Origin of the sequence: Lactobacillus sp. ESL0260, assembly GCF_003692935.1 — a bacterium.
Classification (GTDB): Bacteria; Bacillota; Bacilli; order Lactobacillales; family Lactobacillaceae; genus Lactobacillus; species Lactobacillus melliventris.
Map to the genome: position 1 here is coordinate 71,978 of NZ_REHO01000011.1, position 21,783 is coordinate 93,760.

Below are 21,783 nucleotides of genomic sequence, written 5' to 3' on the forward strand. Positions count from 1 at the left end.
TTTGACTAGATGGCTAGGCAAATGATTATAGCCTTAGTAATTGGTATTTTGGAGCTTCATTATTTCTGAGACATTTTTGATATTGACCATTTTAGGAGAAAAGGCGAGACTACAGTGGTCATAATGATTGCTCCGATTACAGTTGAATAAGCCGCAGGTGCAAGTAAATGGTTGGTTAAGCCCATTTGCGCAACCACAAGAGCCATTTCACCGCGCGAAACCATTCCGGTTCCCACTAGTAATGCACTAGAATTACTAAAACCAGCAATTTTGGCTCCTAAACCAGCTCCCACCAATTTGGAAAAAACACTGCCAATTACTAAGATAAAAAACAAAATAAAGTCATTTAAAATACCTTTAATACTCATGTTTAAGCCAATACTAACAAAAAAGATGGGAATAAAGCTGCTGTAGCCAATTACCGTAAAATTCTTTTTGAGAGTTTTTTGCGCTGAAGTACGATTCAATGCCAGTCCGGCAAAAAAGGCTCCAATCACGTTACTAAGACCTACCTTCTCAGCCCCCCAAGAAGCCAATACTACAATAATCATTGCCACTAATGTCTCCGGGACCGGCAGTGTCAGACGCTGACTTAACTTGATCAAGCGGGGTAAAATATAAACACTAACGAAAACTAAAAAGATGAGAAACGCAGTTTGGATCAGTATGCTTAGAATTAAATCTTTACCCTTATTTGAGCCGGGTTCAGATACACCCGTTAGTCCGCTAACAATGCTCAAAAGTATTATTGAGAGCAAATCATCTGCTACTGCTGCGCCCAAAATTGTCATGCCCTCTTTTCCTTCTAAGCGCCCCATTTCTTGCAAAACAGCAACAGAAATCGAAACAGAAGTGGCTGAAAACGTTAAACCTAAAAATAAACTCTCCACTTGAGAAAATGCAAAAAGAATACCAGTGAAATAAGCAATAATAATTGGTACGATCATACCGAATCCGGCTACCAAGACACTCGGACGTAGTAACTTTTTTAAAGTTTTCAGATCACTGCCAAGACCAGCTAAAAACATTAAAAAAATTACCCCAATATCGGATAATACTTTTATAATTCCTGTAGGTTGCACAAAATTAAGAACTGCAGGACCAACTATTATTCCAGCCAGCAATTCACCAACAACTGCCGGCAATTTTAATCTGGCACTAAATTGTCCTCCAATTAACGTGGCTAATAAAATAACGCTCAGCATACCTAAAAACCTCATTTGCACTCCCACTTTCTACAGCAAAAAAAGGCCTTCAAATATTGCCTTGGCAACCCAAACCAAAGAACAATTCTTGAAAGCCTTAAACTCCAACCAAAATATTTATAATATTAATATTCTACCATTTTTAACTTAAATTTTCTAAATTAAGCGTAGGACTGTTAAAGATATTATGCCTACAATTACAATCACTAGCAAAGATTTACTAATAATTGCTGCTACCACAGTTGGTACCGAAGCAATTAAAAAATCTACTCTTACCTTGGGTAATTGTCCTGGTTGAGCTATGAATAAATTGCAAAACCACATAGTTGACATTATGACAATTGGCACAAATGATAAAAACTCAATTACCACTTTTGGTAAAGAAAATTTTTTTAATAGAAAAAAAGGCAGTACCCGGGATAACCAAGTTGCAATTCCACAACCGATAATTGTTAAATATATATAGTTAGAAGAAGACACGTTTTATTACCATCCCTAATGTACATCCGATAAGCGTAACAACAATAATAACTAAATTGGCGGGCAAAAATATCGTTAAACCGTATGTTAACGCTAATATCAATAAAACTACTATTGCTTGCAGCAGCTTATTTAGATTTTTATCACCCTTTATTTGCAAATATAATAACCCAATAAACATTGCCACATTTGCAAAATCTAGTCCTAATTTTTGGGGATTTTTAATAAAATTGCCCAGCACCGCACCGATCATTGTTGCACTAACCCAGGCTGCATAAGAAATGATATTTTCGGTATTAAACCAGGTAAAAATTCATTTTCCCGTTTGTATAATTAATTTTATTCATAGCTAAAGCAAAGCTTTCATCAGTTAAAAGCGTACCAATTAAAACGCCCTTACCCAAACTATCTTTTTTAAAATAGGGGACAACAGTCGTACTCATTAAAATCATTCTTGAGTTGACCATAAATGCGGCAAAAATAATTGAACCTATTGGACTACCCACCGCCAGCATATTAACAGTAGTAAATTCTGCCGAGCCAGCGTACATAATAAGCGACATTAAAATTACAGTAATAGTCGAAAAACCAGTGGCTCGACCGATCACGCCAAAAGCAGTTGCAATTCCCAGATAACCACAAACAGTTGGAATAGTATCAGACACAGCAGTACGTTTTGATAATGAACTTCCCATATAACACTTTCTTTAATCATTAATACAAAATATTAATTAACCTAAATTCAAATATTCTGGTCTTTAATGCTAAAAAAGCACATTCGTTTACATTTTAAAGGTCTGAAATTAAAAAACTAGCGTACTTGTTAACAGCAACTAGTTTTTATCATAACTTTATTCACTCTTATGAGACTTAGTGAAATCAATTCCGCGGTCTTTAAATACTTGTTTTGCAACAGTAATCGCATTCAGGACTTTAGGAAATCCAACATAGGGAATCGTTTGAATAAAGGTTTCAATTACCTCTTCAGGAGTTAAGCCAACATTTAAGGCGCCATTAATATGAACATTCAATTGTGGTTCAGTGTCACCTTGCGTCAACAAAGTTGTGATAGTAATCATTTCTCTTTGCTTCAAATCTAAAACTTTCCGGTCATAGATGTCACCGAAAGCAAATTCAATAATATAGCGGCCCACATCTTCTGATAAGCCAGCAAGTGAATCAATAACTGACTGCCCTCCTTCCCTGTCCACTTTCTCTAAATTTTCCAGACCCCTTTGATAGCGTTCATCGTTTGTCATAGTTTTCTCCTTTTCATTTTGTTTTCTGATATTTAACAAGTTTCAGAATAATTGCTGGAGTATAGTCCATGTCAACTACTTTTCAAAAAATTTTGAAGTAATAAAATATGACGATATACTATTTATTGAAGTCAAAATTATTTTTGAAAGGAAATTAGATGAAGTATTCAATTGGTCAATTTTCAGAACTTAGTGGTTTTTCAATTGACACATTACGCTATTATGAAAAGCAAAAATTACTTTTCCCGAAGCGAGATGAGAACAATCGCCGGGTTTATAGCGAAAAAGATGTAGCTTGGATCAGTTTTATCTCACGCTTAAAAAAGACAGGCATGAGCATTAGAGAAATGCAAAAATATGCCAAATTACGTTATGCGGGCGATCAAACTATCCCCGAAAGATTAGTTTTATTATTTAATCAATTAGGTAATCTACATGAAGAAGAAAAGAAAATTGAAGATAATATTGAGTTTGTAGAACAAAAAATCAAAACCTACCTCAAGACAATTGGAGACTTAAAGGAATAAGAGTGGGATTTTCATGAATTTCAATCTTATCTTATTTAGCTAATTTAGAAATAAAAATATGGCCTCCGAAATTGTCTTAATTTCGGGGATCGTATAGTCTTATAATCTGTTTTTAAATTAAACGCAGAACCGCTAGGGAAATCATTCCCACTATCACAATGACTAATAGAGACTTACTAATGACTGCAGCTACAAAGGTTGGCAGGGATGCTAGAACATACTGCCAATTAAATTCAGGCAAGTGACCTGGCCTAGCTATAATTAAATTACTGAACCAGAGTGCAGCCATAATTACTATGGGAACAAAAGAAAGAAATTCAACCAACCTTGGCGGCAATGAGAATTTTTTCAATAAAACAAATGGTATCACTCTTGAAAGTAAAGTGGTCACTCCGCACAAAACAATCGTTATTAAGATATATTTAGAAGAAGACATGTTTGAGCACCATTCCTAAACTGCAGCCAATCAAAGTAACAACTATTACTACTAAATTAGCGGGCAAAACAATTGTCAATAAGTAGGTCAGCGCAAAAGATATTAATATTACAATTATCTGTAATATCTTATTAAGGTTTTTGTCACCCCGCACTTGCAAATAAAGTAGACCGATAAACATTGCTACAATGGCAAAATCCAGTCCTAACTTTTTAGGATCTGTAATAAAGCCGCCCAATATTGCACCGAGAAGTGTTCCAGCTTGCCAAGTCAAATAGGAAATAATATTGACAGTATTAAACCAGGTAAAGTTTAATTTACCATTGGTGTAATTTATTTTATTCATACTAAGAGCAAAACTCTCATCGGTGAGGAAAGTTCCAATCAAAATATTTCTTTTTAAATTTTCTTGTTTTAAATAGCCTGCGACAGTTGTGCTCATCAGGATTACTCGTGAATTTACTAAAAAAGCCGCTAATACAATTGAGGCTATAGGGCTGCCGGCAACCAGCATATTGAGAGTTGTCAGCTGAACCGATCCAGCGTAAATAATAAGGGACATTAAAGATACTTCGATGGTAGAAAAGCCACTTGCCTTACCAATAATTCCAAAAGCTGTACTAATACCAATGTAGCCAAATATAGTAGGAAGTGCTTCTTTAATTGCTGCTTTTTTAGTTAGGTAACCGTCCATTGCTGCACCCTTTTCTGCAAGCTGTCTAAATAAAATATTAATTAAGTTAATTTTAAATTAATTTGTAGCTTAACATTTATTATTATTTTTTACAACAACATCTTTTGCATTGCACGATAGCTAAAAACTGCAGAATACTGACTATTACCCAGTTTTATGGATAAACAACAAGTTGAAAAAATTTTTAGATAAGGTATAATGTTATTCGTTACGGAGAGTTGGCAGAGTGGTAATGCACCGGACTCGAAATCCGGCGAACCAAGTTTTTCCTTGGCGCGCAGGTTCAAATCCTGTACTCTCCTTTTATTTTGCTCTGTAATTGCTGCTATTACAGACTTTTATACGGAAAAAGTATTCAAAAGGTGTCCAAGTTCTAATTTAAAAAAATAAATTCTTTTTTCAAATCCTTCTGAAAAAGAGCAAATGAATAGAATCAAGCTTTATAACCAAATCTGTTTTCGGTATTAAAAAAAGCCAGTGAAAGAAATTACTTTTACTGGCTTCTCTTTGTATCAGCGTCACAACTGTTAAAATTATCCAAATTAATCTTATAATTAAAAGACTCTGACATTATGTAAATATTTATATTGCAATCCTAGGCCAACTATTGCTACCAATGCTCCTAACAAGTTTGCTTCTAACCAATTGATTGCACTACCTGTAAACAGACACACTGCAACCCATGGTACAATGGCTATCAGATAGCCGCGCGCAGCCGTCATTAATAAAGTACCCCACTTAAAGCCTTTACTTATATTATTTGTAACAACTTTATTGTGTAAAAACCTTTGAAATATAACTGTACCCAATACTATTAAAATAGTAATTAAAACAAATTGCCAAGCTTCAAATTTAACTAAGATGAGTTCTTTATAGGAAAAATGATTTGCCAAAAGTGCAAAACCACACGCAATATCAAAGAAAAAGCCATGGCTAACATAACCCTTTTTGCAACTATTAACACTAAAGTCAACAGCATTTTTGCAGGTCTTTCCTAGTGATTCCTTTTGCCTGTCAATGACTTGATGATTAGTTAGGTAATGATACTGACAAGTTATTCCAATCAAAGCTACAACTAGACCAACCAGCAAAGAAATAAAGAGGTTAAATCTTCCCTGAGTATGCATACTAAGAGCTAGTAATGGTGCGTTTCCAATTACGAAAGACCTAATCCCAGTTGAAATCAAACTAGTATTTACGAAAAACGATGTCATTTTTTGGGAATTAACCTTGTGTCGCAAGAAGTTTTGATAACGGATTACGCTAATGATTGCAACAACTGCTAACAATACAAATAGCCATTCAAACCAAATGACATAAAATAAAATTGCCAGAAGATAAAGGGTGCCATAAACCACGAGATCACCAATATGATTGGTAGAATTATCAGCTAAAGCAAAGTTATGTTCATGGTGCGCAATATCACGTATAGCTTCACCCACAGTCTCTTGCTTAGAAGTGTGATTTTTACTCATTTTTTCCTCCTAAATTACGCCCTAACTTGATAAGAATAATTTTAAGTTGGTTTTAATTAAAGTCAAGCTTTCTTTTAAAAATAATTACCTTGCTAGAACTTATCTTAGCGAAAGTTATAATTCTGAATCTCCTTTAAATTACAATTCTTAAGTTTTACTCAAGAGTAGATTTTAATTTTTATGCTTTGCCCCGTTGCTGTTAAAATACAAGCGAATATAAATTATAGGTAGGGATGTGTTTTGAATATTAATTTTTGGATATCTTTATTATCTGCTCTAATACTAATACTACTTATCTTTAATGTCAGAAATTCACGGCGTTTCAATCTATTCGATCACTGGCTGCACCACAAACTGATTAGAAGGCGTGATGGCATTGGCTGGCAAATAATTGCATTTATTAACGATCCTAAACTGCTGGTTGTTTTGGATGTATTTTTAGCAAGTTTTTTAATTAGTAATAATGAAAATTTACTTGCCTTCTGGGCCTTATTTACATTAGGCTTTACCGATTTGATTGGGATCTTTTTAAAAAAATGGATGCGCAGAAAACGTCCAATTCTGCATTCAGATTTAGAAGACGGTTATAGTTTCCCTAGTGGACATGTTTTAGGAAGTACTGTCATGGCTTTAATTATCTGGCACCTCTTTGCAGGCCAACTGGGAAACAGGCTGCTTTGGGTTTTGCTGATAATTTGGCTCATGGTGGTCATTTCCCGTATCAGTCTTAAAGCCCATTTCCCATCGGACATTATCGGAGCAACATCGCTTGCAGTATTCTGTTTTAGCATTTCTCAACAATTATTACTAATGATTATTTAAAAAACAGCTCTCAACTAAAAAAGTTAGAGCTGTTTTTTGCATACAAAATTATTTTTATCTTATACAGAAGAAAAGCAGACTATCTGCTATTGAAAAATCACAAATCATCAAAGCCTATCATTAAACTTCCCTCTTCGGCATAAAAGGTACAAAGCCCTCTCATTGAACGAATTACTATTTCTGCTTGAGGGTAACTTGCTAAAATTTTTTCTTTTAACGTTTGGGCATCTTTTTCATTTTTACAATGATCTATGATCAAACGGCCTCCTTGGTATTTCATTTCGGCCATTAATTTCAGAATTTCTTTAAAAGCACGCTTTATCCCTCTAACTTTTGATAATGGCTCTAATTTACCCTCATCACTGGCGGTGCCAACCACATCAATATTTAAAACTTTTGCTACTTTGGCAACAGCCATGTTTATTCGGCCATTTAGGGCTAAGTTATGGAGCGATTTCAACACAACAAGTAAATGTGTATGTGTCTTGTAATCCGAAATTTTTTGCTCTAAATCTACAAAGCGGGTCTTACTATTAACTAACCTTTTAATTTCCCGTAAAATAACAGAAATTTCCGGTCCGGCTGTTCTGGAATCAACTACAAGCACGTGGCTTCCTGGATGATCTTTTTCATAAATTTGTTTTGCCTGAAATGCAGAGGAGAAGCTTCCGCTCAAACCACTGGTAATCGTCATAATGATCGCTAATTCTGATCCCTTTAAAGCATTTAGCCATTGACTAATACTAGGGCAAGATGTTTTGCCTTCTTCAGTGTTCTTTTCCATACTAGCAATAAAACTATCAAGATCAAGATTTTCGTCATCGACAAAATCTTGTCCGGCAATCGTCATTGTTAATGGTACGACAGTTAAATCATCATTCATTCTGTCGTTTGAACCAGAGTCGATTATTAACTTTACTTTATCCATATTTTATGTCCTTATAGAAATAAACTATCCTTTTTAAAAAATATATAGCTAAATCATAAATCAAACCTGCAAAAAAAGCGACAAAAATATTTTTAATATTTTTTAACATTAGAAATCGTTTACAAATGTTTACATAATCACAAACTTAGGCTAAAATTTGTGATGTAGATATGGAGCTTGTGCTCCACTAATGTATGTACTTACACAAAATAGTACAGCATTTATTATTTAGGAGGTTTTTAGATGTTAAAATCAGTCATTGAAAATGTTCATGCACTGGAAATCTATGATTCACGTGGTAACCCAACTGTTGAGGCTTTTGTAACCTTATCAAATGGTGTCGTTGGTAAAGCTGAAGTTCCATCAGGTGCTTCAACTGGTGAAAATGAAGCAGTTGAATTACGTGATGGTGGCAGCCGTGTAGGCGGTAAAGGTGTTTCCCAAGCCGTTGAAAACGTCAATACTAAAATCGCTGATGCTTTAAAGGGTTTGGATCCACACGATCAGGCAAACATTGACCGCGTAATGATTGAATTAGATGGTACCCCTAACAAAGCTAAGCTTGGTGCTAACGCTATTTTAGGTGTATCTATGGCTACTGCAGCTGCTGCCGCAAAAGACAGCCACCAACCTTTATACAGATACCTTGGCGGCACTGATCTTGAAATGCCTCAAACATTCCACAACGTTATTAACGGTGGTGAGCATGCTGATAACGGTATTGACGTGCAAGAATTCATGATCACTCCAGTTAAGAAGACTTCATTCCGTGATGGTTTTGAAAAGATCGTTAACACTTACCACACTTTGAAGAAAGTGCTTGAAGATATGGGTTACGAAACTGGCCTTGGTGATGAAGGTGGTTTTGCTCCTAACATGAAGAACTCTGAAGAAGCTTTACAAGCTTTACACGACGCCATCGTTAAGGCTGGTTACAAGCCTGGTGAAGACATTGCCATAGCTTGTGACTGTGCTGCTTCTTACTTCTACAACAAAGAAGATGGCAAGTACCACTTTGAAGGTAAAGTATTTAACGATGAAGAATTAGCTCAATACTATGATAAGTTACTTGACGAATTCCCAGAATTAATCTCAATTGAAGACCCATACGATGAAAATGATGTTGACGGCATGATTAAATTTACTCAAAGCCACAAAGACAGAATTCAAATTGTTTTGGATGACTTCATTTGTACCAACCCTAAGCTTTTGACTAAAGCTATTAAGGAAGGTGCTGGTAACGCTTCATTGATTAAGTTAAACCAAATTGGTACTGTTACTGAAACTTTGGAAACTATCCGTCTTTCACGTAAGAATGGTTACAACACTATGATTTCTCACCGTTCAGGTGAAACTGGTGATACATTCATCGCTGACTTTGCCGTTGCTGTTAACGGTGGTCAATTGAAGACTGGTGCTCCAGCTCGTTCAGAACGTGTTGAAAAGTACAATCGTTTACTTGAAATCGAAGAAGAACTTGGCGAAGGCGAGCGTTTAGCTACCTTCCCAGACAGTGTTGATAAAGATTAATTTGTCAATTCAAAAAGTCTGCAATAATTGCAGACTTTTTTTGTGCCTTTTTAAGCTGATAACAAAGTGGTTACTCATTACCTTGTTTAATTGCTTTTAGGTAAGTGGTTTTTGAAATGTAGTCAATTTTTCTGACATACTGACCTTTGTGGTCAATCCTTATATATTGCCTACCTGGTTCATAGCCGCCCACTCTCTTGATTTTATATGGCAATTTTTTACCAGTTTCTGGATCTATTGCTTGAACATTTAGGTACTCTTGAGTATTACCCGGAACTTTCGCATAACTTATAGCTTCGTCAATTGTGGGATCTGCTCTATCAGTCCATGAATTATGGTTTAAAGGAATTTGGTTAGTGATAATTAAAAAACAAACATATATTGGTACTAACATTTTTTCAAACATGGTATTTCCTTTCTGCTAGCCGATATTTATACTTTTTGTCCAATTTTTAAAGATAACAAGTTTATTTACTGCTGCACTAAAATCGATAGAATTTCTTATTTATTTACAACTTTTAAAAATTCTTTTTTAGAAACGTATTGAATTTTCTTAACATACTGACCTCTATGATCAATTATTATATCTTCCTAACCTGGTTATTTTATAGGGATGCTTAACTTCCAGTTTGAATCGTATGCTTGCACGTTATAATATTGTTGAACATTTTGCGATCCTTGAGCATAACTTTTGGTATCCGGAAGCGCAGGGTTAAAGTAATCCAAAATTTCATTATGAATAAAAAAGGAAAACAAAAGAAAGCTGTAATTGTTAGCAATGAAACTAAAAGTATCTTTTTAAAGGACATGGGACTCACCTGATTAAATTAGGTATAACTGCATACATCCGACAGACTTGGGAATAATTATAAATGTTTAAGAAAAGTGTACTAATACACTACTATACCTAGTGTACACTATTTTGGGATTTTTTAAAACAAAATTGGGTATAAATTTATAGCAAAAGCGGTCTTTTTATGCTACTTTAATTAAAGTATTAAAACTAAGGAAGTAAAATTATGTCGGAAAAAATCACTGGTTTAACTCAGGCCCAAGCAGATAAACTTTTGCAAAAAAATGGCTTAAATGAGGTACCGGAACCCCAGTTCAATTTTTTTAAAGAGTTTTTGTCAAAGTTGTGGAATTTATCAGCCTGGATTCTCGAAGCTGCTCTACTTTTGGAGTGTATTTTGGGAAAATGGATACAATCTCTATTCGTTCTTTTAATGCTTCTTTTCGCTGCTTGGAACGGGGCTTCCAAGAAAAAGCAGTCAAGACGCGTTTTAAATAATATTTCGCACAAATTGACTCCTACTATTTCTGTTCAGAGGGACGGTCAATGGCAAAACATTGACTCTAAATATTTAGTTCCCGGAGATTTAATCAGTATGCAAGCTGGAGATGTTTTAGCAGCAGATGTAAAACTAATTGATGGCCAAATTTCTACCGATGAGAGCTCAATTACTGGTGAAGCCAGAACCGTCCGCAAAAATCCCCAAGATACAGCCTACGCGGGAACTACTGTTACGGAAGGTAATGGCCTTGCAGTTGTTACGGCTACCGGGGCTAATTCACGGTCTGGTAAAACAATTAACTTAATTAATAATTCCGCTGCCCCGGGTCACTTGCAACAACTACTTACTAAAATCATCTATTATTTGTGTATTCTTGACGGTATTTTAACTTTAATAATTATTATTGCTTCTTTCTTCAAAGGAGGAGACATTAATAATCTCATAAATATGCTGCCATTTTTGGCAATGATGTTTATAGCTTCCATTCCAGTGGCAATGCCCTCTACCTTTGCCCTTTCCAATTCATTTGAAGCTACTCGTCTAAGTAAAGAAGGCGTATTAACTTCAGATTTAACTGGAATTCAAGATGCCGCAAACCTAAATCTGATTTTGCTCGATAAAACGGGCACCATTACCGAAAATAAAACAGCAGTTGGTCAATGGACAAATTTCAGCTCATTTAGTGATAAAGAAGCCCTTGAATTAGCTTCAGCAGCTACAGATCAAAGAAATAAAAAGCTAATAGACACTGCGATTGATGAATACATAAAAAAGCAGGGTTTAACCGTCAAATCAGGTTCTGACTTTACTCCTTTTACCTCTAGTACAGGCTATTCAATGGCAAATTACAACGGTCATAATATTAAACTTGGCTCTTTTAAACAACTATCATTAATTGATAGAAATGCAAACGAAAAAGCTAAGGAAGTTGATTTTAGTGCCGGTCGTTCAGTCGCTTTATTAATTGATGATAAATTAGCCGGTGTTTTCATCTTGCAAGATATGGTGAGATCTGATTCTAAAGAAGCCTTAGGTGAACTCAAAAAACGTGGAGTGAAACCGATTATGTTAACTGGCGATAACCAAAAAACGGCCGTTGCAGTTGCTAAACAGGTTGACTTGCAAGGTGAGGTAATTTCTATTCATGATTTTACTGATCAAACTGATACTAGTAAACTAGCTGGAATTGCAGATGTTTTACCAGAAGATAAATTGCGCATGGTTAAATTCTTTCAAAAGCAAGGCTATATTGTGGGGATGACGGGTGACGGTGTAAATGACTCGCCAGCCTTAAAACAAGCAGAGGTTGGAATTGCCGTTTCGAATGCGGCAGATGTCGCAAAAAGATCTGGCAAAATGGTTCTTTTAAATGATGGCTTATCTTCGATAGTAAAAATACTTGATGCTGGACACAGAGTTTATCAAAGAATGACGACTTGGTCCTTAACCAAACTGGCCAGAACTGCACAACTAACCATGCTCTTGACCTTTGGTTATTTATTCTTCAATTATATTCCGATGGCACTAAACGCCATGGTTATTTATACAATCATGAATAACATGGTGACGATGATGATCGGTACTGACAGAACTCATATCACCTATAAACCTGAAAATTGGAACATGGCTAAATTGGCTAAAATTGCTTTTTCATTAGCTTTCGGCTGGACCGTAATTGGAATAGCAGGTATTGCTTATCTCAATACTCATGGCTGGAGCCACGGCACAATATCAACAATGGTTTATGTTTATTTGGTTTTAAGCGCAATGTTTATTGTCCTGATCACCAGAACTAAAAAGTTTTTCTGGCAGGATTATCCTTCTAAAGCTGTTGGCTTAACCCAACTAGCTGATGTACTCTTAACCATAATATTAGCTTTACTGGGAATTGCTATGACGAAAATTAGCTGGACGAATTTGCTACTCACTTTCGCTGTTGCCCTAGTGGCTGCCATAGTGATTGATCTCTTTTACCAACCAATTATGAAGAATCGCTAATTAAATAAAAGCATAGAAAAACCTGGTAATGGAAAAACTCCATTATCAGGTTTTTAGTTTTGAATAGATTGTTATTGTGATATTTGATAACAATTTTTTCTTTTATTTAAGTAGTTCATAAACATATGAGGTTTCATTTGGTCGGTAAGCGCCATGCAAATAACCTACTTTAGAAAAACCCATCTTTGCAATCAAATGTTGCATGGCTTTATTGTCTTCGTGAGTATCAATTCTGATTGAGTCAATATCGTCCCTGTTGTTTTTGATGTCATTGATAACAGCCTGTAACAGCTTGGTAGCATAGCCTTTACCAGAATGCTGAGAATGAATTGCCACACGATGAATAACCACATATTTATTAGTATCAGACAACCATTTGCCATCTAAATGATCATAAACATGGTCTGGTCCGTCCACTATGGCAATAGCACCAACTGTTTCCTGATCTTCAGAAACAGCTAAAAAGGCCCAGCCGTTTTCAATATCTTCTTTAATTTGTGCTTTTGACGGATAATCTCCTTGCCACTGATCAACACCACGTTCAGCCAGTTGATTGGCCCCGTCTTTTAAAATAGCGATAATTCGGTCAAAATCGGCCATTGTTGCTCTTCTTAATTGCAAATTACTCTATTCTCCTTTTTTAAAAATACTGTATCATTATATATACTTGACTTTGTCTTGTAAAAAATTTGCACTCAAAAAGAGTATAAAAGTTTTCATTTTTCAGAAATCGCTTTCCTTAAATTTTAAGTTTTGCGTCAGCAATTTATTTTAGTCATGAAAAAAGTGCCCCTAATAGTTGACTTTATGGTCTAACTATTAAGAGCACTTGAGATAAAAGCAGTATTTAATTGTAATTCATGAATTCACCATAAATTGCTAGCTTTTGGTGATTTTAAGCACCATGATATTTAACGAGTGAAAATACGTCAAGTCCTGGTAATTTTTCTTTTCCCTTCAAATCTGGTAATTCAATATAAAAAGCTGAACCCACTAGTTCTCCACCAAGATTTTCAATTAGCTCTTTACATGCCCTTAAAGTTCCTGCAGTAGCGAGTAAATCATCACAGACTACTACACGCTGACCAGGTTTAATAGCATCTTTATGAATTTCCAAGCTGTTTGAACCATATTCCAGATCATATGAAGCCCTTTCGACTTCCCGCGGTAATTTATGCGGCTTTCTAGCTGGAACAAAACCTATACCCAACTCTGTAGCCACAGGGCAACCAACAATAAAGCCACGGGCCTCCGGACCAACAATTACATCAGCATTTTTACTTTTAACGTATTCAGCTAACTTATGAGTAGCTGCTTGAAACAACTTGCCATCCTGCAGAACAGGGGTAATGTCACGAAAGATAATACCCTTATTAGGGAAATCCTTAACACTTGCAATATGTTTCTCAAAATCGTTTGCCATAAGAAGAAAAAACCTCCAAAACTTAACTTTCTTGCTAAAGCTTACTCGACCTTAATATTCTAACAGATTTTGAACTTAAAAGCATTAAATCCGTGAGAAATTAATGTTGTTTTAATTGCTCATTCACGTACATTAGTAATTTTTGACTTGGCATCTGTCTTAAATCAGTTATAAATTTAATTTGGGAATTAGTTGCCCTAAAATAATTAGAATCTGTTAATTTTCTTTTTATGGGATTGGCAACGCCGAATATTCTGTCATCTTCTAATTTGACAAATTTTAGTTCAAAAAACACCCGCAAAATGAAAAGAATCTTATCATAAGTGATTTGTAAAAATAAACCTACCGCACGATAATCGGCTACAGCCAAACCAGGGTGAGAATACACGTATTTCAGCAGCCTCACAAAATCAGCTTTTAGCGGTAGTTGCTTAACAGGCAATTGATCCATAATAAAGCGCAAATAAAGTTGGTCGTAATTATTAGTTAAAGCTAAATTGAGTTCCTGCAGATTACGGGGAACATCAAGAAAAGCAGCTACTTCACCCTCATTCTTATAATCATTTACCAAAGTAATTTTAGCTGGATCAATATCATACAGGCTAGAAGCAATATTTTTATTTCTTTTATCAAAAATCAAATACCTATCGGCAAATCCCATTATGTATTTTTCATTCCGCAAATCAATAACAGGTGCAGGAACTGCTAATTTTGGCGCAGCAAAAATGATGCCCTTGATTATTCCTTGTGGTTTTATCTGATTACGATAACAATTTTCCTGCAGCTCAATAAATATTTGATCTACATATGGTAAGAGAATCTTGGTCAAATATTTTTTGTTAAAGCCGACAACATCAATATTCTTATTATTTTTTCCAATATTTAACTTAATATGGTTTTTTTCTTTTCCCATGTAAAAGCAGCTATTTATTGCAGGATGCAATATGCTGAAAACAGGAGTTACATTATCGCTGCCAAACGGCCCCGCCTTTTTAATGTCAGTAATTATTTTCAAGTCAAGATTAGAAAATGGTAATTCACAATCATAATAGCGAATATTTTGATTATAAATTCCTTTAAAACTTTTCTCGAAAGTGGCACGCAATGAAGTTATCTTGTCTTCTGTCATTGACAGACCACAGGCAAAGTCATGACCGCCAAATTTGAGAAACAGTTTATCTTTCAAAGGTTCTAATGCATTAAAAAGATTAAAACCGTCTACAGACCTCCCAGAACCTTTTATGATTCCCTTGTCATTTTTAGTCAATACTATAGTTGGTTTGTGAGTTTTTTCTACCAGTTTATTGGCAACTAATCCTAAAACGCCTTCATGAAACTTAGGATTATATAAAACTAAGGTTTTCTTTCTTTCCCAGCCATTATTTTTAATTTGATTGAGACAGGAATTGTAAACTTTACTAGTTAAATTTTTACGTTTAGCGTTTAATTCTTCAATTTTATCTGCAATCTTTTCTGCCTCATCATCAGTTTCACACAAGAGAAGGTCTACAGCTAAACTGGCATTATCCAGTCTGCCAACCGCATTCAGTCTTGGTGCAATATTAAAACCAACATCATTTTCGTCTATGTGTCCCATTTGTAAGCCAGCTTTTTTTATTAGAGCTCTCAAACCTGGTCGCTCAGTTTCGTTGAGCATTTTAAGGCCCCGCTTGACGAGAATGTGGCCTTCCCCTGAGACTTTAACCATGTCACCGATTGTACCAATCATTGCCAGCTCCAGTAATTCTGGCATTGAATCTTGCATCAAGGCTCGGCTAATTGTATAGGCTACTCCAGCGCCGCAATAGTCATCAAACGGATATTTTTGTCCGGGGTAATTACAATGAACTAGGGCATAACTTTCAGGCAATTTATCTTGAAATTTATGGTGATCAGTAATTATTGTATCAACACCCATACTTTTAGCATAGTCTACTTCTTCAACCCCTGTAACACCATTATCAACAGTAATAATTAGTTTCGTACCGTCTGCTACAATTTTCTTGTAGGATTCAAGATTTGGTCCATAGCCATCTTTAAAGCGATCAGGAATAAAGAAATGAACATCGGCTCCTAAAATTCCCAGCGTCTCCATCATGATACTGGTGGCAGTAATACCATCTGCGTCATAATCACCATAAATAGTAATTTTTTCACCTGCATCAATTGCCTGGTTAATCCTTGTAACAGCTTTTTGCATATCGTGCATTAAGTAAGGGTCTGCTAAATCGTCTTCAGTTGCATTAAACCAAAATGCAAGTTTTGCGTCAGTATTTATTCCGCGCAAAGAAAGCAGCTTAGCCGTAATCGGACTAAGCTGATACTTTTCAATCAATTCTGGAGCTAATTTTTCACCCTTGCGCTCACGCCATTCAATCATTAATTAATTCAGCCTTTTTATTTTCCTACTATTTTGAATTTAAATCATCATCATTCATTTTTAAAACTGCCATAAAAGCATCTTGAGGAATTTCAACATGCCCTACAGCCTTCATCCGCTTTTTACCCCTCTTTTGCTTTTCTAGTAATTTAGCTCTTCTATCAGGGTCTCCCGTATGAATTTTCCAAGTTACATCCTTGCGGTATGGCTTAACAGTGGCACGCGAAATTATTTTAGCACCAATTGCTCCCTGAATATCAACCTCAAAGTTTTGCCGCGGAATTAATTTCTTAAGCATCGAGGTCATTTGTCTTGCTCTATTTTGTGCTTCATCCCGGTGGGCTATGAAACTTAAAGCATCAACAACTTGCTTATTTAACAGAATATCAATTTTAACTAAATCTGTTGCGCGGTAACCCGTAATTTCGTAATCAAGAGAAGCATAACCCTTAGTAGAAGACTTCAAATCATCAAAAAAGTCATAAATAATTTCAGCCAATGGCATATTGTAAATTACGTTAACCCGATATTTGTCTAAATAGTCCATTGTCACAAACTCGCCTCGTTTGCGTTGACATAATTCCATCACAGGACCGACAAAATCATTCGGTACCATTACTTCTGCTTTAACAAAAGGTTCCTGCACTTCCTTATATTCACCTGCAGACGGTAAATCAGAAGGATTATCAATTACTTTGGTCGTACCGTCATTCATAATTGCATGATAATCTACAGAAGGGGCAGTCATAATCAAGTCTAGGTTAAATTCCTGTTCAAGTCTCTCCTGCACCACATCCATGTGGAGTAAACCTAAAAAGCCACACCTAAAGCCAAAGCCTAAAGCGGTTGAAGTTTCAGGTTCAAATTCTAAAGCAGCATCATTGAGCTGCAATTTTTGCAAAGCTTCTTTAAGATCATCATATTTAGAGTTGTCTACGGGATACATACCAGAATACACCATTGGTGGTATCTGCCGATACCCAGGTAATGGCTCAGCTGTGGGATGTTCCGCTGCAGTAATTGTATCACCAACACGAGTTTCACGAACGGACTTGATGTTAGCCGTTAGGTAACCAACATCCCCCGCAATCAGAATATCCTTTTTAACTGGATGTGGACTAGAAACTCCCACTTCAGTTACTTCATACTCTTTACCCGTATTCATGATTTTTATTTTATCGCCAGGTTTAACCGTCCCTTCTTCAATCCTGACAGAGAGAACTACCCCGCGATAGTCATCATACTTAGAATCAAAAATTAATGCTTTAAGTGGGTTTTGCAAATTACCCTGCGGTGCCGGAATGTCTTTTACGATTCGTTCAAGCAACTCCTTAATGCCCTGACCAGTTTTACCAGAAACTTCAACAGCGTCGGATGCATCAAGTCCCAGCATTTCTGTAATTTCTTCTTTAGCTTGCTCTGGGTTAGCCGAAGGCAAATCGATCTTGTTTATTACAGGCAATATTTCTAAATCATCATCAATTGCCAAGTAAGTATTTGCCAAAGTTTGGGCTTGTACGCCTTGCGAAGCGTCGACTACTAAGAGCGCACCTTCACACGCAGCTAAAGAACGTGAAACTTCGTATGAAAAATCCACGTGTCCTGGTGTATCAATTAGATGAAAAATGTAGTCTTCGCCATCTTGAGCATGATATTTAATTTCAACCGAGTTCATCTTAATGGTAATACCGCGTTGGCGCTCAAGCGGCATGTCGTCTAACATCTGATTTTTTAATTGGCGTTCAGATACTGTATCGGTCAACTCTAAAATACGGTCCGCAATCGTTGATTTTCCATGATCAATATGAGCAACAATGGAAAAGTTGCGAATATGTTTTTGATAATCTTGTAATTTTGTTATGTCCATAAATAATTTGCACCCTTTACTCTATCTTTATTATTATAGCAAATTCAACAGACTGTATAAAACGAATTAAGAAACATGACAAAATTAAAGAGCTAATTCCTTTATATTTTAGGAATCAGCTCTTGTTCAAATTGCCAAAAATGTTAATAATACTTGACTATACCGTGCTTATCAGGTTTTCCATTTTTTGCAAAAAGTTTCATATATTTATGAAATTCTTTTTTTGCCCATTGAGGTGCATCCGCCGATATAGTTATCCCGGTATCATTTTTATTCCAATATTTATAACCCTTAGGACATTCTAACATTGCAATTTTTCTTCTATTTTAATCAAAAAGATCTAATCAGTGAAGTTATGATAACGTAATTATCACTGCAATTTTTCTTTTAGCCTTTCAAAAAATCCTTTTTCTTGCGGCATTATTGACCCTCCACCTGCTTTGACAAAATCAACTAGAGCCTGTTTTTGCTTCTCATTAATTGATTTTGGAATTTGAACTTGAACGGTGGTAATCTGATCGCCGTTACCGTTGCCACGCAAATACGGAACACCTTGTCCGTGGATGGTAAATTTCTTATTTGGTTGAGTACCTGCAGGAATTTTTAGCTTCTTTTCGCCGTGTACAGTTTTAACATTAATCTCATCGCCTAACGTTGCCTGGGCAAATGAAATTGGAACGGTCGTATAAATAGTTGTACCTTTACGCTCAAATTCCTTTGATGGTTTAATCCGATAATTGATGTACAAATCACCGTAAGGACCACCATTTTTACCAGCTTCGCCTTGACCTTCATAACGCAATTGCTGGCCATTGTCTATTCCAGCAGGAATATTAACTTCAATGGTATTCTTACCGTCAATTACGCCATTACCATGACAAGTTTGACATGGATGTTCAATAATTACACCTTTTCCATGGCATTTGTCACAAACAGCTTGCTGTCGAATCATACCTATCAGGGATTTTTGAGTGATAGTCATATAACCTGAGCCATTACATTTATCACAAATTATCGGATGTGTGCCTTTTTCAGCACCATTGCCCCCACAAGTTGGGCAGGTTTCACTCCTAGTATAGGAAACTTGTGTTTTCTTACCCGTAATTGCATCCATAAAATCAATAGACAACGTATAATCTAAGTCCTCACCGCGAGTTGGCGCCGTGGGATTTACATGTTGTTGATTGGCACCTGTGGCACCACCGAAGAAATCATTAAATATATCGCCAAAATCACCGAAGCCCCCAAAGTCACTGTATCCTTGACCAGCACCGCCAAAACCTCCTTGACCATTGACTCCAGCTGAACCAAATTGATCATATTGGGCTCTTTTTTGCTTGTCATGTAATACTTCATAGGCTTCGTTAACCTTTTTATATTTTTCCTCAGCACCAGGCTCATGGTTTAAATCGGGGTGATACTTCTTGGCAAGTTTGCGATAAGCAGAGGTAATTTCTTTGTCACTGGCATTGCGATCTACTCCCAGCACTTCATAATAATCTTCTTGTGCCATCTATAAGCTCCTTAACCTTACAAAAGAAAAGAACTACTTTTCCTGGCAGTTCTTTTCTAATTTATTCAATTATAAACCCTTTACTTATCTGGGTCTACCTTATGAAATTCACCTTCACCTGCAGAACCATTATTACCATCTTGTGAACCAGGATTTTGTGGTCCGGCTTGAGGTCCAGCTTGTCCTTGTGCACCTTGAGCTCCACCATTAGCTTGGTACAATTTGACTGCTAAGTCTTGTGCAACCTTGGATAATTCATCTTTCTTAGCTTTCATTTCATCCAAATTGTTGTCTTTTTGAGCTTTCTTTAAAGCATCAAGTGCATCTTGAACTTTCTTAGTATCATCATCAGAGACTTTGCCTTTGACATCTTTCAAGGTCTTTTCAGTGGAGAAGATTAATTGATCAACTTCATTACGTAAGTCGACTTCTTCTTTCTTCTTCTTATCCTCTTCCGCATGTTCTTCAGCTTCTTTTTGCATCTTCTTAATTTCTTCATCAGATAAGCCGGATGAACTCTTGATAGTAATCTTTTGTTCTTTACCAGTTCCCATATCCTTAGCAGAAACATTAACGATACCGTTCTTGTCAATATCAAAAGTAACTTGAATTTGTGGTACACCACGAGGGGCTGCAGGAATATCAGTTAATTCAAACCGTCCTAAAGTCTTATCATCGGCAGCCATTGGGCGTTCACCTTGCAAAACGTGCACATCAACAGCTGGTTGATTATCAGCAGCAGTTGAGAAAATCTGGCTCTTTGACGTTGGAATAGTTGTATTCTTTTCAATAAGTTTGGTAAATACACCACCCATTGTCTCAATACCAAGTGATAATGGGGTTACATCAAGTAAAACAACATCCTTAACGTCACCTGAAATGACACCACCTTGAATAGCAGCACCTAAAGCAACAGCTTCGTCTGGGTTAATTGAGTGATCAGGCTCTTTACCAGCCCACTTCTTAACTGCATCCTGTACGGCAGGAATTCGAGTAGAACCACCATTTAAAATGACTTTATCAATGTCATTAACTGTTAAATCAGCATCTTTTAAAGCATTATCAAATGGGATCTTAGTCTTTTCAACTAAGTCAGAAGTTAATTCATCGAATTTTGCCCGAGTTAAATCGGCTTCAAGGTGCAATGGGCCAGATTCACCTGCAGAGATAAATGGCAATGAAATATGGGTTGCTGAAACACCAGACAAATCTTTCTTCGCCTTTTCGGCAGCATCCTTTAACCTTTGTAAAGCCATTTTATCTTTAGAAAGGTCAACACCATTTTCATCTTTAAAGTTCTTAATCAACCAATCAATAATCTTGTTATCGAAGTCATCACCACCAAGGTGAGTATCACCATTAGTTGAAAGAACTTGGAACACACCGTCACCTAATTGCAAAACGGAAACATCAAAAGTACCACCACCAAGGTCGTAAACTAAAACTTTTTCGTCTTCAGCATCTTTGTCAAGACCATATGCAAGGGAAGATGCAGTAGGTTCGTTAATGATTCTCTTAACATCAAGGCCGGCAATTTTACCAGCATCCTTAGTAGCTTGACGCTGAGCGTCATTAAAGTATGCAGGTACAGTAATAACAGCATCGGTTACTTTCTCGCCCAAATAATCTTCAGAGAATTTCTTGATATACTGCAAGATCATTGCTGAAATTTCCTGTGGTGTATAAGCTTTATCACCAATTTTGACCTTATAATCAGTTTCGCCCATGTGACGTTTAATAGAAGAAATAGTATTGGGATTGGTAATTGCTTGTCTTTTGGCAACTTCACCTACTTGGATTTCTCCATCTTTAAAGGCAACTACTGAAGGGGTAGTGCGATTTCCTTCTGGGTTAGTAATAATTTTGGGTTCTTTACCCTCCAAAACGGCAACTGCTGAGTTAGTAGTTCCGAGGTCAATTCCGATAACTTTTGACATTGATATGCTTCCTT

At 36.2% G+C, this 21,783-nt stretch carries 18 protein-coding genes, 1 tRNA gene and 1 pseudogene; 5 read left to right on the plus strand and 15 right to left on the minus strand.

Annotated elements, in window-relative coordinates:
• Positions 1 to 59: 59 nt before the first annotated feature.
• The 4 genes and pseudogenes from F5ESL0260_RS05195 to F5ESL0260_RS05210 all read right to left on the minus strand — a co-directional run bounded on the left by F5ESL0260_RS05195 (position 60) and on the right by F5ESL0260_RS05210 (position 2,944).
• Entirely contained in the window at positions 60 to 1,220 is a 1,161-nt protein-coding gene (locus F5ESL0260_RS05195) for a cation:proton antiporter (RefSeq protein ID WP_122026137.1), read from the minus strand.
• Between the two features lie 141 nt (positions 1,221 to 1,361).
• A complete protein-coding gene (locus F5ESL0260_RS05200; protein WP_084619550.1) occupies positions 1,362 to 1,685 on the minus strand; it encodes an AzlD domain-containing protein in 324 nt (107 codons plus the stop codon).
• Positions 1,672 to 2,380, minus strand: a pseudogene (locus tag F5ESL0260_RS05205) (AzlC family ABC transporter permease). The gene F5ESL0260_RS05200 and the pseudogene F5ESL0260_RS05205 overlap by 14 nt, the downstream one beginning before the upstream one ends.
• 156 nt (positions 2,381 to 2,536) lie before the next feature.
• The gene (locus F5ESL0260_RS05210) at positions 2,537 to 2,944 is read right to left on the minus strand and encodes a carboxymuconolactone decarboxylase family protein (protein WP_122026138.1); all 408 of its coding nucleotides are present in this window, start codon (positions 2,942 to 2,944) and stop codon (positions 2,537 to 2,539) included.
• Between the two features lie 158 nt (positions 2,945 to 3,102).
• Here F5ESL0260_RS05210 and F5ESL0260_RS05215 point away from each other — a divergent pair, with 158 nt between their 5' ends.
• The gene (locus F5ESL0260_RS05215; RefSeq protein WP_122026139.1) at positions 3,103 to 3,471 is read left to right on the plus strand and encodes a MerR family transcriptional regulator; all 369 of its coding nucleotides are present in this window, start codon (positions 3,103 to 3,105) and stop codon (positions 3,469 to 3,471) included.
• A gap of 112 nt (positions 3,472 to 3,583) precedes the next feature.
• Here the strand turns inward: F5ESL0260_RS05215 and F5ESL0260_RS05220 are convergent, their stop codons facing one another.
• Together F5ESL0260_RS05220 and F5ESL0260_RS05225 are read right to left on the minus strand one after the other, a co-directional pair.
• Complete coding sequence (locus tag F5ESL0260_RS05220) at positions 3,584 to 3,907, minus strand: AzlD domain-containing protein (RefSeq protein WP_122026140.1); 324 nt, start codon at positions 3,905 to 3,907, stop codon at positions 3,584 to 3,586.
• Positions 3,894 to 4,601 carry an AzlC family ABC transporter permease gene (locus F5ESL0260_RS05225; RefSeq protein WP_122026141.1) on the minus strand — a complete coding sequence of 236 codons (708 nt, stop codon included), beginning with the start codon at positions 4,599 to 4,601 and terminating at the stop codon, positions 3,894 to 3,896. The genes F5ESL0260_RS05220 and F5ESL0260_RS05225 overlap by 14 nt, the downstream gene beginning before the upstream one ends.
• Before the next feature lie 212 nt (positions 4,602 to 4,813).
• Here F5ESL0260_RS05225 and F5ESL0260_RS05230 point away from each other — a divergent pair.
• Positions 4,814 to 4,903 (plus strand) — tRNA-Ser (locus tag F5ESL0260_RS05230).
• Positions 4,904 to 5,155: 252 nt separating this feature from the next.
• Here F5ESL0260_RS05230 and F5ESL0260_RS05235 read toward each other — a convergent pair.
• Positions 5,156 to 6,076: a hypothetical protein gene (locus tag F5ESL0260_RS05235; RefSeq protein WP_122026142.1), complete on the minus strand. Its 921-nt coding sequence runs from the start codon at positions 6,074 to 6,076 to the stop codon at positions 5,156 to 5,158.
• A gap of 246 nt (positions 6,077 to 6,322) precedes the next feature.
• On the opposite strand from F5ESL0260_RS05235, the gene F5ESL0260_RS05240 reads away from it, so the two are divergent.
• Entirely contained in the window at positions 6,323 to 6,898 is a 576-nt protein-coding gene (locus F5ESL0260_RS05240) for a phosphatase PAP2 family protein (protein ID WP_370448587.1), read from the plus strand.
• A gap of 97 nt (positions 6,899 to 6,995) precedes the next feature.
• Here F5ESL0260_RS05240 and F5ESL0260_RS05245 read toward each other — a convergent pair whose 3' ends face one another.
• Positions 6,996 to 7,826 (minus strand): DegV family protein, encoded by an 831-nt coding sequence (locus tag F5ESL0260_RS05245; protein WP_122026144.1) that lies wholly within the window; start codon positions 7,824 to 7,826, stop codon positions 6,996 to 6,998.
• Between the two features lie 243 nt (positions 7,827 to 8,069).
• On the opposite strand from F5ESL0260_RS05245, the gene eno reads away from it, so the two are divergent.
• Positions 8,070 to 9,356 carry a phosphopyruvate hydratase gene (gene eno / locus F5ESL0260_RS05250; RefSeq protein ID WP_046324981.1) on the plus strand — a complete coding sequence of 429 codons (1,287 nt, stop codon included), beginning with the start codon at positions 8,070 to 8,072 and terminating at the stop codon, positions 9,354 to 9,356.
• A gap of 70 nt (positions 9,357 to 9,426) precedes the next feature.
• Here eno and F5ESL0260_RS05255 read toward each other — a convergent pair whose 3' ends face one another.
• Positions 9,427 to 9,762: a hypothetical protein gene (locus F5ESL0260_RS05255; RefSeq protein WP_122026145.1), complete on the minus strand. Its 336-nt coding sequence runs from the start codon at positions 9,760 to 9,762 to the stop codon at positions 9,427 to 9,429.
• A gap of 613 nt (positions 9,763 to 10,375) precedes the next feature.
• On the opposite strand from F5ESL0260_RS05255, the gene F5ESL0260_RS05260 reads away from it, so the two are divergent.
• Entirely contained in the window at positions 10,376 to 12,649 is a 2,274-nt protein-coding gene (locus F5ESL0260_RS05260; RefSeq protein ID WP_122026146.1) for an HAD-IC family P-type ATPase, read from the plus strand.
• 102 nt (positions 12,650 to 12,751) lie between these two features.
• On the opposite strand, the gene F5ESL0260_RS05265 is transcribed toward F5ESL0260_RS05260, so the two are convergent.
• From F5ESL0260_RS05265 to dnaK, 6 genes are all read right to left on the minus strand, one after another.
• A complete protein-coding gene (locus F5ESL0260_RS05265) occupies positions 12,752 to 13,270 on the minus strand; it encodes a GNAT family N-acetyltransferase (RefSeq protein ID WP_122026147.1) in 519 nt (172 codons plus the stop codon).
• Positions 13,271 to 13,544: 274 nt separating this feature from the next.
• A complete protein-coding gene (locus F5ESL0260_RS05270; RefSeq protein WP_046324984.1) occupies positions 13,545 to 14,072 on the minus strand; it encodes an adenine phosphoribosyltransferase in 528 nt (175 codons plus the stop codon).
• 100 nt (positions 14,073 to 14,172) lie between these two features.
• Positions 14,173 to 16,449 carry a single-stranded-DNA-specific exonuclease RecJ gene (recJ, locus tag F5ESL0260_RS05275; protein WP_122026193.1) on the minus strand — a complete coding sequence of 759 codons (2,277 nt, stop codon included), beginning with the start codon at positions 16,447 to 16,449 and terminating at the stop codon, positions 14,173 to 14,175.
• A gap of 31 nt (positions 16,450 to 16,480) precedes the next feature.
• Complete coding sequence (lepA, locus tag F5ESL0260_RS05280; RefSeq protein ID WP_122026148.1) at positions 16,481 to 18,319, minus strand: translation elongation factor 4; 1,839 nt, start codon at positions 18,317 to 18,319, stop codon at positions 16,481 to 16,483.
• A gap of 370 nt (positions 18,320 to 18,689) precedes the next feature.
• Positions 18,690 to 19,832 (minus strand): molecular chaperone DnaJ, encoded by a 1,143-nt coding sequence (dnaJ, locus tag F5ESL0260_RS05285; RefSeq protein WP_046324986.1) that lies wholly within the window; start codon positions 19,830 to 19,832, stop codon positions 18,690 to 18,692.
• Between the two features lie 80 nt (positions 19,833 to 19,912).
• Complete coding sequence (dnaK, locus tag F5ESL0260_RS05290; protein ID WP_046324987.1) at positions 19,913 to 21,769, minus strand: molecular chaperone DnaK; 1,857 nt, start codon at positions 21,767 to 21,769, stop codon at positions 19,913 to 19,915.
• Positions 21,770 to 21,783 lie beyond the last annotated feature (14 nt).